The sequence below is a fragment of the Nonomuraea sp. NPDC005501 genome, from assembly GCF_040605905.1.
Taxonomy (GTDB): Bacteria; Actinomycetota; Actinomycetes; order Streptosporangiales; family Streptosporangiaceae; genus Nonomuraea.
The window spans coordinates 1-12,547 of sequence record NZ_JBEXDT010000004.1 but is presented as its reverse complement, the minus strand read 5'-3'; the positions used below and the strand labels follow the sequence as shown (position 1 = coordinate 12,547).

Annotated in this window: 16 protein-coding genes and 2 pseudogenes; 13 read left to right on the top strand and 5 right to left on the bottom strand. The window is 71.3% G+C overall.

Annotation, left to right across the window (positions count from 1 at the left end):
- Positions 1–54: 54 nt before the first annotated feature.
- The 4 genes from ABZS51_RS03975 to ABZS51_RS03960 are packed head-to-tail and all read left to right on the top strand — an operon-like array spanning position 55 to position 2,089.
- Positions 55–669 carry a DUF433 domain-containing protein gene (locus ABZS51_RS03975; RefSeq protein ID WP_355435913.1) on the top strand — a complete coding sequence of 205 codons (615 nt, stop codon included), beginning with the start codon at positions 55–57 and terminating at the stop codon, positions 667–669.
- A complete protein-coding gene (locus ABZS51_RS03970; protein ID WP_355435909.1) occupies positions 650–973 on the top strand; it encodes a hypothetical protein in 324 nt (107 codons plus the stop codon). Before ABZS51_RS03975 ends, ABZS51_RS03970 begins: the two co-directional genes overlap by 20 nt.
- 10 nt (positions 974–983) lie before the next feature.
- Positions 984–1,655 (top strand): HAD family hydrolase, encoded by a 672-nt coding sequence (locus ABZS51_RS03965; RefSeq protein WP_355435906.1) that lies wholly within the window; start codon positions 984–986, stop codon positions 1,653–1,655.
- Positions 1,652–2,089, top strand: a complete 438-nt coding sequence (locus tag ABZS51_RS03960) for a hypothetical protein (RefSeq protein ID WP_355435902.1) — start codon at positions 1,652–1,654, stop codon at positions 2,087–2,089. The genes ABZS51_RS03965 and ABZS51_RS03960 overlap by 4 nt, the downstream gene beginning before the upstream one ends.
- Here the strand turns inward: ABZS51_RS03960 and ABZS51_RS03955 are convergent.
- The 3 genes from ABZS51_RS03955 to ABZS51_RS03945 all read right to left on the bottom strand — a co-directional run bounded on the left by ABZS51_RS03955 (position 2,080) and on the right by ABZS51_RS03945 (position 5,551).
- Positions 2,080–2,739, bottom strand: a complete 660-nt coding sequence (locus ABZS51_RS03955) for a dienelactone hydrolase family protein (RefSeq protein ID WP_355435899.1) — start codon at positions 2,737–2,739, stop codon at positions 2,080–2,082. The genes ABZS51_RS03960 and ABZS51_RS03955 overlap by 10 nt on opposite strands.
- Positions 2,736–3,554, bottom strand: coding sequence for a polyphosphate kinase 2 (gene ppk2 / locus ABZS51_RS03950; RefSeq protein WP_355435897.1), 819 nt, complete (start codon positions 3,552–3,554; stop codon positions 2,736–2,738). The genes ABZS51_RS03955 and ppk2 overlap by 4 nt, the downstream gene beginning before the upstream one ends.
- A gap of 77 nt (positions 3,555–3,631) precedes the next feature.
- Positions 3,632–5,551 (bottom strand): ABC transporter ATP-binding protein, encoded by a 1,920-nt coding sequence (locus ABZS51_RS03945; protein ID WP_355435894.1) that lies wholly within the window; start codon positions 5,549–5,551, stop codon positions 3,632–3,634.
- Between the two features lie 524 nt (positions 5,552–6,075).
- On the opposite strand from ABZS51_RS03945, the gene ABZS51_RS03940 reads away from it, so the two are divergent.
- The 7 genes from ABZS51_RS03940 to ABZS51_RS03910 all read left to right on the top strand — a co-directional run bounded on the left by ABZS51_RS03940 (position 6,076) and on the right by ABZS51_RS03910 (position 10,585).
- Positions 6,076–6,597, top strand: a complete 522-nt coding sequence (locus ABZS51_RS03940) for a hypothetical protein (protein WP_355435890.1) — start codon at positions 6,076–6,078, stop codon at positions 6,595–6,597.
- A 7-nt stretch (positions 6,598–6,604) separates the two neighbouring features.
- Positions 6,605–7,168, top strand: a complete 564-nt coding sequence (locus tag ABZS51_RS03935; RefSeq protein WP_355435887.1) for a ferritin-like domain-containing protein — start codon at positions 6,605–6,607, stop codon at positions 7,166–7,168.
- 169 nt (positions 7,169–7,337) lie between these two features.
- Positions 7,338–7,958 carry a hypothetical protein gene (locus ABZS51_RS03930; RefSeq protein ID WP_355435884.1) on the top strand — a complete coding sequence of 207 codons (621 nt, stop codon included), beginning with the start codon at positions 7,338–7,340 and terminating at the stop codon, positions 7,956–7,958.
- Between the two features lie 70 nt (positions 7,959–8,028).
- Positions 8,029–9,201, top strand: coding sequence for a histidine kinase (locus ABZS51_RS03925; RefSeq protein WP_355435881.1), 1,173 nt, complete (start codon positions 8,029–8,031; stop codon positions 9,199–9,201).
- The gene (locus tag ABZS51_RS03920; RefSeq protein ID WP_310715558.1) at positions 9,198–9,854 is read left to right on the top strand and encodes a response regulator transcription factor; all 657 of its coding nucleotides are present in this window, start codon (positions 9,198–9,200) and stop codon (positions 9,852–9,854) included. The genes ABZS51_RS03925 and ABZS51_RS03920 overlap by 4 nt, the downstream gene beginning before the upstream one ends.
- A gap of 57 nt (positions 9,855–9,911) precedes the next feature.
- Complete coding sequence (locus ABZS51_RS03915) at positions 9,912–10,241, top strand: DUF3140 domain-containing protein (RefSeq protein ID WP_355435878.1); 330 nt, start codon at positions 9,912–9,914, stop codon at positions 10,239–10,241.
- Between the two features lie 131 nt (positions 10,242–10,372).
- Complete coding sequence (locus tag ABZS51_RS03910) at positions 10,373–10,585, top strand: hypothetical protein (RefSeq protein WP_355435875.1); 213 nt, start codon at positions 10,373–10,375, stop codon at positions 10,583–10,585.
- Positions 10,586–10,638: 53 nt separating this feature from the next.
- Here ABZS51_RS03910 and ABZS51_RS03905 read toward each other — a convergent pair whose 3' ends face one another.
- Entirely contained in the window at positions 10,639–11,145 is a 507-nt protein-coding gene (locus tag ABZS51_RS03905; RefSeq protein ID WP_310715561.1) for a GNAT family N-acetyltransferase, read from the bottom strand.
- Positions 11,138–11,782 (bottom strand): TetR/AcrR family transcriptional regulator, encoded by a 645-nt coding sequence (locus ABZS51_RS03900; protein ID WP_355435871.1) that lies wholly within the window; start codon positions 11,780–11,782, stop codon positions 11,138–11,140. Before ABZS51_RS03900 ends, ABZS51_RS03905 begins: the two co-directional genes overlap by 8 nt.
- A gap of 68 nt (positions 11,783–11,850) precedes the next feature.
- On the opposite strand from ABZS51_RS03900, the pseudogene ABZS51_RS03895 reads away from it, so the two are divergent.
- Positions 11,851–12,336, top strand: a pseudogene (locus tag ABZS51_RS03895) (3-oxoacyl-ACP synthase); the annotation flags it as partial.
- Between the two features lie 115 nt (positions 12,337–12,451).
- Positions 12,452–12,547, top strand: a pseudogene (locus ABZS51_RS03890) (transcriptional regulator); the annotation flags it as partial.

Genomic DNA, 12,547 nt, shown 5'->3' with positions numbered 1-12,547 from the left:
TTCCCAACAACGGCATTCAAATCCTGGACACGATGGAGCAATACGGAATGCGACTTGCCGGATACCGCAGAGGATCACGCGGTTAAACCCAGCTCAAGCCTGGGAGCCGTCCTCATTCCCGAGATTTCCGAGGTCCGGCCGATCCTCTACTCGTTTCGCGATGTGGTGGCATTGCGTACCTGCGTGAAACTTCGCAACGACGCTTCGCTGCAGAAAATACGCCGGGCCTTGGACACCTTGCGCGCCGACCTGGGTCAACGCGCCCATCTGTCGGCCTATCGGCTGGTCGCCGACGACTCGACGATGTATCTGGTCGAGTACGGCCAAGCCACGGACCTGGTGCGCCGTAAGGCGAATGTGGTGATCCACGAGTTGGTGAACGTGCTGCAGCCCTTCTACCGTGATGGCCGGCACATTCCGGACCTCTTGCGACCCCGGGAGCATGTCACTGTTGATCCGGCCGTCAGGGGCGGGATGCCGGTGATCGAAGGCACAAGAGTGCCGTACGACGAGGTCGCGGCGCTGTTGCGGGACGGGATTCCGGCGGAGCGCATTTCCGAGTACTACCCCAACGTGACAGCCGCGGCGGCGCTGGACGCAGGCGACTTCGCGGATTATGTCGACAGCTATGAATCCTCTGGGGAGCGGCGTGAGGCTGCTGCTGGATGAGAATGTCCCCAAACCCCTCCAGCAGGTGTTGACCGCCTTCATCGTGAATCACGAGATCGTGCATCTGCTCGAGCTCGCCGGCTGGTCCGGAACTCGGGATGAGAGCCTCTACCCCCGAGCGGCGGCCAAGGGGTTCGATGTGATCCTCACCAACGATGGTCGCCAGATGCAGCGGCCGCGCGAGGTGACGGCCATCGCTGCTTCGGGCATGCACCGGATCGAGTATCCCCACAGGCATCCCGGCCTTGTCGGCATGGGCGTCGCGATCGCTCGTGTCCGTTCCACCATGGGCCCGTACGCGTAGGTTGATGATCGTGCGGAGACTGGTGCTTTTCGACCTCGACAACACCCTGGTCGATCGGCTGGACGCCTTCCGGAGGTGGGCGCGGGAGTTCGTGGCCGAGCGGGACCTGGGTGAGGGGGCGTTCGAGTGGATGGTGCGGCTGGACGAGGACGGGGCGGTGCCGAGGGAGGTCTTCTTCCGGCGGGTGCGGGAGCGGTTGTCGTTGCGGGAGTCCGTCGAGGAGTTGTGGGGCGGGTATCGGGCCGGTATGCCGCGGATGGTGGAGTGTCCGGAGCCGGTGTTGCGGGCGTTGGAGGGGCTGCGGGACGCCGGATGGCGGGTGGGGATCGTGACGAACGGGATGGAGGACAACCAGCTCGGGAAGATCCGGCGGTCAGGGCTGGGTGAGCGGGTCGACGGGTGGGCGATCTCGGGGGCTGAGGGGGTTCGGAAGCCGGACGCGCGGTTGTTCGAGATCGCGGCTGAGCGGTGTGGGACGACGCTCGCGGATGGTGGAGGCTGGATCGTGGGGGACGATCCGGTGAAGGACGTCGAAGGTGGGCGGGACGCGGGGCTGCGGACCGTGTGGATCGATCGGGGAGCCGGCTCGTGGCCGGCTCGGCTGGCCGCGCCCGACCATGTGGTCACGGACGCCCGGCGGGCGGTGGAGGTGATCATGGCTGAGGGTGGAGGTGCCGGGTGACCTGGTGGGCGGTGGTCCGGTTCCTGCATGTGCTGTCGGCGGCGCTGTGGGTGGGCGGTCAGCTGACCGTGTCGCTGGTGGTGTTGCCGCTGGCGCGGCGGCTGCTGGACGAGGAACGGCGTGGCGGGCTGCTGAAGGCCGTGGGGCAGCGGTTCGGGGTGTTCACGGTGGCGGTGTTCCTGCCGGTGCAGGTCGCCACGGGGGTGGCCATCGCCATGCACAAGGGCGTCACGTGGGCGTCGCTGGCCGAGCCGGGGTACGGGCGGGTTCTCGCGGCGAAGCTGCTGGTGTTCTGCCTGGTCATGGTGGCGGCGGGGTTGCACGGGTGGGCGACGGGGGCGGGGCGGGCGGTGTTCGCCCGGGTGATGGCTCTGGGGGCGCTGGTCGGGTCGGTCGTGGTGGTCCTCTTCGCCACCGCTCTGCCCTACACGTGAGGTTCGAGGTGGGTGGTGAACCAGGTCGCGGCCAGGCGGGCGACCGCGTCCAGGGTTCCCGGCTCCTCGAACAGGTGCGTCGCCCCGGGTACGACCTCCAGCCGGGCCTCGCCCGCCAGCCGGGCCAGGGCCCGGCGGTTGAGGTCGAGGACGGCCGGGTCGGCGCCGCCGACGATCAGGAGGGTGGGCTGCTCGACGTTCCAGAGGAAGTCGCCGGCGAGGTCCGGGCGGCCGCCGCGCGAGACCACCACGCGCACGCCGTCCGGCAGCGCCGCGGCGGTCATGAGGGCCGCCGCCGCGCCCGTGCTGGCGCCGAAGAGGCCGATGGGCAGCCCCTCGGTACGGGCGTCCGTCCGCGCCCAGGCGACCAGCGCCTCCAGCCGGCGGGCCAGCAGGCCGATGTCGAACCGCAGCTCCCGCGTCACCGTGTCCAGCCGCTCCTCCTCGGGGGTGAGCAGGTCGGCGAGCAGGGTGGCCAGGCCGGCCGCCTGGAGCCGCTCGGCGACGTGACGGTTGCGCGGGCTGTGGCGGCTGCTGCCGCTGCCGTGCGCGAACAGCACCAGCCCTCCGGGCCGTTCCGGAGCGGTGGGCGCGGTGAGGTCGGCGTCCAGGGTGACGCCGTCGGCGGGGATCCGCAGCGCTTCCGTCAACGGGAAGCGCCTTTCACGGGCAGCCCGGCAGCCGCGTCGGGTACGGCGATGTCCATGCGGGCCATGCGGCGGTACCCCGTCCCCGGTGGCCGGGGCGGGATGCGCAGCCGTGGCCTGGCCACCTCCCGGTACGGGATCGAGGACAGCAGATGGGAGATCATGTTGATCCGGGCCCGCCGCTTGTCCTCGCTCTCCACGTCGTGCCAGGGCGCTTCGGGGATGTGGGTGTGGACGAGCATCTCGTCCTTGGCCCGCGAGTACTCCTCCCACCTGATGATCGACTGAAGGTCCATCTCCGACAGCTTCCAGCGCCGCATCGGGTCGTCCAGCCGGTCGCGGAAGCGCCGTTCCTGCTCGGCGTCGCTCACGGAGAACCAGTACTTGCGCAGCAGGATCCCGTCCTCCACCAGCAGCCGCTCGAAGATGGGGCACTGGTGCAGGAAGCGGGTGTACTCCTCCTGCGTGCAGAAGCCCATGACGCGCTCGACGCCGGCCCGGTTGTACCAGCTCCGGTCGAACAGCACGATCTGCCCGGCGGCGGGCAGATGCTCGACATAGCGCTGGAAGTACCACTGCGTCCGCTCCCGCTCGGTGGGGGCGGGCAGGGCGACGATGCGAGTCATGCGGGGGTTGAGGTACTCCGCGACGCGCTTGATGGTGCTGCCCTTGCCGGCGGCGTCGCGCCCCTCGAACACCACGACGACCCGCCGGCCCTCGGCCCGCACCCATTCCTGCAGCTTGACGAGCTCTCCCTGCAACCGGAAGAGCTCCTTCTCGTACGGCTTGCGCCGCAGCTTCCCGCCGGCCTTCGCCATGGGTCACCCCTGCCCCGCCGTACGCCTGCCGATGCGCACAGCGGGGCAGCCCGTGATCAAATCCATGGCGGGGCCGGTCAGACGCCGGCCGCGAGCCGGGTGCCGAGGCGTTTGAGCCGGATGCGGGCCCTGGTGCGGAGCGGTTCGAGCGCGATCGTGCGGGCCCCCGCGGGGACGTGGCGCAGGTCGTGCGTGATGAGGATCGTGGTCCGGCCGGCCATGAGCCGGCGCAGCGGCTCCATGATGCGGGCGGCCGTGACCTCGTCGAGGCCGGTCATCGGCTCGTCGAGCACGAGCACGGGCGCGTCGCGCACGAGGGCGCGGGCGATCGCGATGCGCTGCCGCTGGCCGCCGGACAGGAGCCGGCCCCGCTGGCCGACGGGAGCCTCGTAGCCGCGCGGCAGTGCGGTGATGAACTCGTGCGCCCCGGCGAGCACCGCGGCCCTGACCACCTCCTCGAACGTGGCTCCGGGACGGCCGTAGGCGATGTTCTCCCGCACGGTGCCGGAGAACAGCATGCTCTCCTGGTGCAGGATCGTGACGGCCTCGCGCAGCGAGGACCGGGTCAGGTCGCGGAGGTCGACGCCGTCGAGCAGGATGCGTCCCTGCTCGGGGTCGTAGAACCGCAGCAGCAGCTTGGCCAGCGTGGACTTGCCCGCCCCGCTGGGGCCGGTGCAGACGATCAGCTCGCCCGGCTCGGCCGTGAACGACAGGTGCCGAAGCGTCGGCCGGTGACGGCCCGGGTAGGTGAAGCCGACGTCGTCGAACTCGATCCGCCCGTGGCTGCGTGACACCAGTGTCAGGGCGGTGCCGCGGTCGTTCACCGACGGCCGGGTGCCGAGGATCTCCATGACGCGGTCGGAGCCGGCGGCGGCCTCGGACACGCTCAGCGCGATCTCTCCGAGCCCCTGCACGGCGGGGTAGAGCAGGCCCAGGTACGCGGCGAAGGCGAGCAGCCCGCCGAGCGTCAGGCGACCCTCGGCGATCTCCCAGGCGCCGACGCCGAGGATGACGACCATGCACACGGTCTGGATGACCTGCACCATCGGGCCGTACATCCCGGACAGCCGCGCCTGCCACATGTTGGCGCGCAGCCAGCCGCGGCCCTCATGGTGCAGCCGCCGCGACTCGGTGGTCTGCCGGTTGTACGCCTGGACGAGCGACTGGTTGGCCAGGCTCTCCTCGATGACGCTGTTCATGGCGCCGTTGCTGAGCCGCTCGTTGGCGGCGGCGACCCGGAACCGGGCGGCGAACACCTTGGACACCACCAGGAACGCGGGGACCAGCGCCATGGTGATCAGCGCGAGGTCCCACCTGATGAAGAACGCCGCGCCGGCGAAGAAGACGACGCTGACGACCGTGGTCAGCACCTTGACCAGGCCGGAGCCCACGAGCTGCTCGATGGCCTCGATGTCGTCGGTGAGCCTGGCCATGAGGTCGCCGAGCCGCCGGTTCTCGAAGAAGTCCGGTGACAGGGTCTGCACGTGTGCGAAGACCCGGTCGCGCAGGCCGAGCAGGAAGCGTTCGGCGCCGAGCGCGGTGACGTACGCGCCGCCGAACGACATGACGCCGGCCACGATCGCGAGGCCCAGCCAGGCCAGGGCGGGGGCCCAGAACGCGGACAGGACGCGGGTCGTCAGCACCTTGTCGGTGATGTGGCCGAACAGGGCGATCGCGGCGACCTCACAGGCCGCCGCGAGGATGGCGAGCACCGTGCCGGCCACGAAGAGCCGGCGCAGTCCTCGCGTGCCAGGCCAGAACTCCCGGAAAGTCCGGCGGATGGACACCGCCGGCGCGATCGCCGGGCGGTGGGCGCGGGCCTGGGGCGAAAGGGAGAGCCGGCGGGTGACCCGCCGGCTCTTGGGTGGTTTTACCACCACCCGCCGCCCCAGCCGCCGCCCCAGCCGCCGCCGCCCCAACCGCAGCCGCCGCCGCCGCAGCCGCCCCAACGGCGGCGCCAACCGCAGCCGCCGCCACAGCGACGACGCCTCCAGCACGGTCCCCAGCCCTGACGGAATCCGTTTGTAACGGACATAGTCCCCTCCCCCGAGATCGGACTTTCACTTCCAAACCGGACCGTACCACCCATAAGCCGATAAATCACCACTAATCCGGGCGAGCAAATCAGATTTGACCGGGACGCCCACGAAAAGCAACGGTTGCCTGAGTCCGGTAAATCGTCAGCAAAGATCGGGACGCCACTCGATACTTCGTCGACGGTTTACTCGCCTTCCCCGCCCTGACCTGGGGTTCCGTCTCCTCCAAGGTGAGCCGGAGTGGTGATTAGGCGGGCGTTGAAGAATGTCTTTACATACCGGTGGTGTTCGTTATACGCGGCCCTTCGGCCATGGGTCCGGGTGGCGCGACCCGGGCGCCATCCGGGAACGGCCCGACATGGCACCCGGGACACAGCCCCTGAACAGCCGGACAAACCGCGCGAGAAGCGTCGCCGAACGGACCGGACGCCACCTCCGAGAGCTCACCTCGCCCCCTTGCGGCCCAGCCTTGACAAACGTTCGTCGTGGACGGCTCGCGGCCGCCCGTCCCGGCCGACTTCGAGGAGCGGATGCGGGAGCTCGTGGCCACGGGCCGCCGCAGCGACGCGGTCCGCTCCTTCATGCGCGCCGGCGTCGGGCTGCCCGCCGTGATGGTGGCGATGATGCGGCTCATGCCGGCCTGGTCGGGGCTGAAGGCCGTGGCCCACACGCTGCCGTACGACCTGGCGCTGGCGGCGAGGTACCAGCGGGGCGAGCCGATCCCGGCGGGCACCTGGGCGGGCGTCACCGTCCCGACCCTGGTGATCGACGGCGGCAAGAGCCCCGCGTGGATGCGCGACGGCGTGCGCGCCGTGGCCGGGACGCCGCCCGCCGCCCGCCGCCCGCCGCCGCACCTTGGAGGGGCAGACCCACCTCGTCAAGGCCGACGCTCTGGCGCCCGTCCTCGCCGCGTTCTTCGCCCAGCCCACCGCACGCGTTCCCCGGCCTGCCGTCCCCACGCCGGTGAGGCCCGGCCGGGCGAGTCTTCGCCTGTCGAGTGGGCATAGGGAGCCCATGGCTGAGTTCCTGACCGACATCACCACCATCCGAGAGAGGGCCCGCGCCGAGATCGAGAAGGGCCCCATCACCGACGCGTACGGCGCAGACCTGGACCGGGTGATCCAAATCTGCAACGAGGCCCTGGCCACCGAGCTGGTGTGCGTCCTGCGGTACAAGCGCCACTACTACACCGCCACCGGGATCCAGTCGGAGGCCGTCGCCCAGGAGTTCCTGGAGCACGCGGGCGAGGAGCAGGAGCACGCGGACAAGCTCGCGGCCCGGATCGTCCAGCTCGGCGGCGAGCCGGACTTCAATCCCGACACGCTGACGAAGCGCTCCCACTCCCAGTACGACGCCAGCAGCGGGCTGATCGCGATGATCAAGGAAGATCTCGTCGCCGAGCGGGTCGCCGTGGCCACCTACACGGAGATCATCCAGTGGCTGGGCGACCGCGACATCACCACGCGGCGGGTGTTCGAGGAGCTGCTCGCCAAGGAGGAGGAGCACGCCGACGACATGCAGAGCCTGCTCGAACGCATCCCCGCCACCCCGCCCGTCCCGCCGGCGCCTCCGGCCTGACGGCCAGGCCGTTCCCGCCCACCGGCCCTCACCCCGCACGGCGGCGCGTGAGGGCGTGGGGCGAGCCCGACAGACGTACCGGGCCTTACGGGTGAGGGGGCTCGCTCTCAGGAGTGAGACGAAGGATCGCCCGTCACGGCGATCCCTTCTGACCAGGGAAATCGGAGGATTGACCTATCCCCGAAACGCCCTGGAGAACATCATGAACGTCCGCAGCGCCTTCGTCGCCGCCCCCCTGCTGATCTTCGCGTACGGCGCGATCCGCATCGTCGACGGGTTCGACGGAGAGAAGGGGCCCGGTCTGGCCTGGACCACCGGGCACCTGGCCTTCATGGCGGCCCTCGTCCTCTTTGTGCCGATATTTTGGGAAATGAGGCGGAGGTTGGAGCGGAACGCCCTGGCCACCACCGCCGTGGCGGCGGGCTTCGTCGGCATCGCCTGCGCGTTCGCGCAGTTCGCCATCGACCTGGTCGTCGGGTTCTCGGCCGCCGACCACGCGGCGATGGGGCCGCTCTTCGACCAGGTCAAGGCCGTGCCCGGGGTGTCCCTGGCCGTCTACGACGGCGGGCCGTTCCTGTTCTACATCGCCCAGTTCGTGCTGGTCACGCAGCTCGCCGCGCGACGGCAGGTCCGGGCGTGGACGCCCGTCCTCGTCCTGCTCGACTTCACGCTGCCGATCATCGACCGCGACCTGATCCCGGTCGGCGCCCTCCTGCTGCTCGTCTCGTTCGTGCCGATGGCGCGCCGCCGCGAGGAAGCGGCGCCCCGGCACGCCCTCGCCCACGCCTGAGACCACGCTCATGCCTGAGACCGCAGGCCACGCGAGGGAACACGCCCGGTATGCGGCAGGATGGGACGCCGTGCCCTCCCTGCCGTCCTATCCGCCTCTCGTCGACGCCGCCCGCCGGCGGCTGCGCGAGCTGCCGCCCCTCCTGGTCGACGCGGCCCTCACCGCGGTGATCCTGGTGGCCCAGCTCTGGCCGCTGCTCTCCGGTGACAGCCATGACGGCCGCCCGTGGGACTGGTGGGGGTACGCGGTCGCGGCCGGCGCCTCGCTCCCCCTGGTGTGGCGGCGCCGGGCGCCCGTGACCGTCCTGATCACGAGCCTGTCCGTCGGCGCCCTGTACGACCTCGCCGACAACGTCGCCCGGCAGCCCATCTGGTACGGCGCGACCGTCGCGTTCTACACCGTCGCCGCGTACTCGCCCCGCTGGAAGCGGCTCGTCATGCTGGTCCTGACGCTCAGCGGCGGCATGCTGGTGGTCGGGTCCACGGAGACCGCGCTGCGCGGCATCGTCCTGTTCGTCGCGGCGTACGCCATCGGCAGGACCGCGGCCACGTCCCGAGCGCACGCCGCGGCCCTGGAGGAACGGGCCGCTCAATTGGAGAAGGAGCGCCAGATGGAGGCGGAGCGAGCGGCCGAGCGCGAGCGGGCTCGCATCGCCCGCGACATGCACGACATCCTGGCTCACGCGGTCAGCATCATGGTGGTGCAGGCGGAGGCGGGCCCCGTGGTGGTGCGGACGAACCCCGTCCGGGCCGAGGCCGCGTTCGACGCGATCGCCGCGGCCGGGCGCGACGCGATGGCGCAGCTCAGGCGGATGCTCGGCGTGCTCAAGGAGGGCGAGGCGCCCAGGGCGCCGCAGCCGACCGTCGGCGACCTGCCCGCGCTGGCCGGCCACGTCTCCGGCACCGGCCTCGACGTGACGTTCTCCGAGACCGGCGAGCCGCGGCCGCTCACGCCCGACTGCGCGGTGGCCGCCTACCGGATCACGCAGGAGGCCCTGACCAACACCGTCAAGCACGCCGGCGCGCTCCATGCCGACATCCGGCTCACCTGGGAGGACCACAACCTCATGATCGACATCACCGACGACGGCCAGGGCTCGGGCCGCGGGTTGCCCTCGGGCGGCAACGGCCTGATCGGCATGCGCGAGCGCGCCGCGGCGTGCGGCGGCGTGGCGACGGCCGGGCCACGCCAGGACGGGCCCGGCTACCGGGTGTCGGTGCGTCTTCCGGTGGTGACCTCGTGACCGGCCCCGTCCGCATCGTCGTGGCCGACGACCAGGAGCTGGTCCGGGGCGGGTTCGCGATGATCCTCGACGCCCAGCCGGACATCGAGGTGGTGGCCGAGGCCGGTGACGGCGTCGCGGCCGTCGCGGCGGTCCGCGAGCACGATCCCGACGTGCTCCTGCTCGACATCCGCATGCCCCGCATGGACGGCATCGAGGCGGCCCGGATCGTCTGCGCGGAGACCGGCTGCCGGGTGCTCATGCTGACGACGTTCGACCACGACGACTACGTCTACGACGCGCTGCGGGCCGGCGCGAGCGGGTTCCTGCTCAAGGACGTGCGCCGCGACGACCTGGTCAACGCCGTGCGCGTGGTCGCCGGGGGCGAGTCGTTGCTGGCGCCCCAGGTCACCACGAGGCTGATCTCAGCGTTCACCTCCAGGCCCGCCGCGCGGCCCGCGGAGGCGCTGACGGTGCTGACCGCGCGGGAGCGGGAGACGTTGCAGCTCATCGCCCGCGGGCTGTCCAACGCGGAGATCGCCGAGCAGATGGTGGTGAGCGAGCACACCGTGAAGACGCACGTCAGCAACGTGCTGTCCAAGCTCGGCCTGCGCGACCGGGTCCAGGCGGTGATCGCCGCGTACGAGGCGGGGCTGGCCGTGCCGGGTGCGTGAGGCCGGGTGCCAGGGGCCGGGTGCGTAAGGCGGGGACGGGCGGGTATGCGGGCGTCTATGAGCGTTGACTCCGAGAACTACGACGCCGACCTGCTCTGGGAGGAGTTCCACGGAGTGGTCAACATGACCTCCGAGGAGCTCCGGGCGTACCTGCTGGCCGACGCCTCCGGCGAGGAGGCCTTCCCGGCGGAGACCGATTTGGGCCTCGACTCGCTGGGGCGTGGGGTCCTGCAGGTGCTGACCAAGCGGAAGACCGACCTGACCAAGGACGATCTCGACACCATGCGCCAGGTCGTGGACCTGGTGGAGACACTGAACGACCGGACCGACGACGAGGCCCGGCGGCTGCAGCTCTCCGTGGGCCATGACCCGTTGCGGGCCACGTGACCGGAGCTTGACCGAAGGGCCGGGAAAGGCCCGTCAGGAGGGCGACTCGTCGTGGCGAATCGTCAAATGGTGGATGGAACACGACTACAGATGGTGCAATGGGCCATGCCGTACGCATCCGAGGAGGCCCGTTGACAGACAACCTCGACCTCGCCGCCAGCGCCCAGGAGCTGGCCGACGCCGCGCCGGCCGGGTCGCTGGACCGTACCGCCGCGACGTCGGTGGCCATCACGCTGGCCACGACGCGCGACGCGAACCACGCCAGGCAGACGCTGGACGGGCTGGCGCCCGACGACGTGCGGCGGGCTGCGCTCCAGCTCTTCGACCGCCTCCAGGCCCACTGACCGGGCCCGGGGCCGCCCCTCAGGACCGCTGACGGGCCTGAGGGGCCTGAGGGTCAGAGCGCGATCTCGTACTCGACCTGGTCGATCGGGTGGCCGTCGCCGAAGTCGTGGAGCCGGGTGGCGCCCGACTCGGTGAAGCCGCACTTGGCGTAGAAGCGGCGTGACTGCGCGGTGTCGCGCAGTGTCCACAGGTGCGCGCCGCTGTGGCCGCGTGCCCGCAGGGCGTCGAGCGTGGCCGTCATCAGGGCGCCCGCCACGCCGCTGCCCCACCCGTCCGGGTGGTTGTAGAAGCCGAAGATCTCCGCCTCGCCCGGCCGCTGCGGCGAGGCGCCGAAGTACGAGTACGCCAGGGGACGCTCGCCGGGGCGCGCGGCGAGCAGGACGGTGTCAGCCGTCTCGGCGAGCACGGCATGCCACTTGACGCGCCGGTGCGCGACCGCCTGGTCGGAGAACGCGGGGGCGAAGAACGGCCGGTACGCCACGGACCAGGCCTCGGCGTGGATCTCGCCCACCACGTCCCCGTCGGCAGCGGTCGCCGGGAAGATCGTGAAGTCAGACATGGCCGAAGCCTAGGGACTCGCGGGCCCCCGCCGTACGGGCCGGGCTCAGGCGGACCCGCACCGCGCGGCGGGCCCGGTCGGCGGCCCGCGGGTCGCGGTGCAGCTGGAGGGCGTGGTTGAGCGCCATGAGCACGCCCATCAGCTCGAACGCCACCTGCTCGGGATCCGTGTCGTCCGGCAGGTCCCCGGCGTCCACGGCGCGCCCGGCCTCCTTGCGCAGCCGCGCCGTCCAGGTGTCGAACCTGGCCTCCACCGCGTCGCGCACCGCCCCGTCCCTCCCGTCGAACTCGTGGGCGGCGGCCACGAAGAAGCACCCGCCGGGGAACACCTCGCGCTCCAGGTACGAGATCCACGCCTCGCACAGGGCGACGAGGCGCGGCAGCCCCGGCGTGACCATCACGACGGGCTCCCACACCTCGGCGCGGAACACCTCCCCCGCCCGCTCCAGCACCGCGAGCTGGAGCGCCTCCTTGGAGCCGAAGTGGCCGAGCACGCCGGACTTGCTCATGCCGAGCTCCGTGGCGAGCCGGCCGATGGTCAGGCCCTCCAGCCCTTCGACCGAGGCGATGGCCACGGAGCGGTCGAGGATGGCGGAGCGGGTGCCGAGCGCGTCGGCGACGGACCTGCGGGGACTCATGCTGCCTCCGGGAGCGGCTTCATGGGAACACTTTAGCGTCCGAACGTTCGGTTGCTATAGTCCGGCCCATGAACGGATCACGCCTCGTCGCCACCGGCCACTACCAGCCCACCCGGGTGCTGACCAACGACGATCTCGCCGCCATGGTGGACACCAGCGACGAGTGGATCACCAAGCGCGTCGGCATCCGCACCCGCCACGTGGCCGGCCCGGACGAGGGCGTGCCCGAGCTGGCCGTGAACGCGGCGGCCAAGGCGCTGGCCGGCAGCGGCCTGGACGCCGCCGACATCGATCTCGTGCTGGTGGCGACGTGTACGCAGCTCGACCGGGCGCCGAACGTGGCGGCCATCGTCGCGGCCAGGCTCGGCGTGCCGGGCGCGGCGGTCATGGACGTCGGAGTGTCGTGTTCGGGGTTCACGCACGCGCTGGCCGTGGCCGACCACACGATCCGCGCGGGCGCGGCCAGGCACGCCCTCGTCATCGGGGCCGACACCATGACGGCGGTCACCGACTGGACCGACCGGACCACCTGCGTGCTGACCGGCGACGGCGCGGGGGCCGCCGTGGTCAGCGCGGCGCCGTCGCCCGAGATCGGCCCGGTCGTCTGGGGCTCGGCCCCGGAGCTGGGCGACGCGGTCCGCATCGGCGGCACGCCCACCCGGTTCGCGCATGCTCGACTCCATGACGATGTCCTCCGCCTCCGTGCAGAACGGCCGCATGGACGTCGTCGCGAGCAACGCGCTGGCCCGAGCCCTGTTCGCGCCG

What these genes read in the sequence shown, in the direction of transcription:
- ABZS51_RS03900 (WP_355435871.1), bottom strand. Translation starts at nt 11,782, where the DNA reads ATGAGTCCCCGCAGGTCCGTCGCCGACGCGCTCGGCACCCGCTCCGCC.
- ppk2 (WP_355435897.1), bottom strand. Translation starts at nt 3,554, where the DNA reads ATGGCGAAGGCCGGCGGGAAGCTGCGGCGCAAGCCGTACGAGAAGGAG.
- ABZS51_RS03935 (WP_355435887.1), top strand. Translation starts at nt 6,605, where the DNA reads ATGGCTGAGTTCCTGACCGACATCACCACCATCCGAGAGAGGGCCCGC.
- ABZS51_RS03905 (WP_310715561.1), bottom strand. Translation starts at nt 11,145, where the DNA reads ATGTCTGACTTCACGATCTTCCCGGCGACCGCTGCCGACGGGGACGTG.
- ABZS51_RS03915 (WP_355435878.1), top strand. Translation starts at nt 9,912, where the DNA reads ATGAGCGTTGACTCCGAGAACTACGACGCCGACCTGCTCTGGGAGGAG.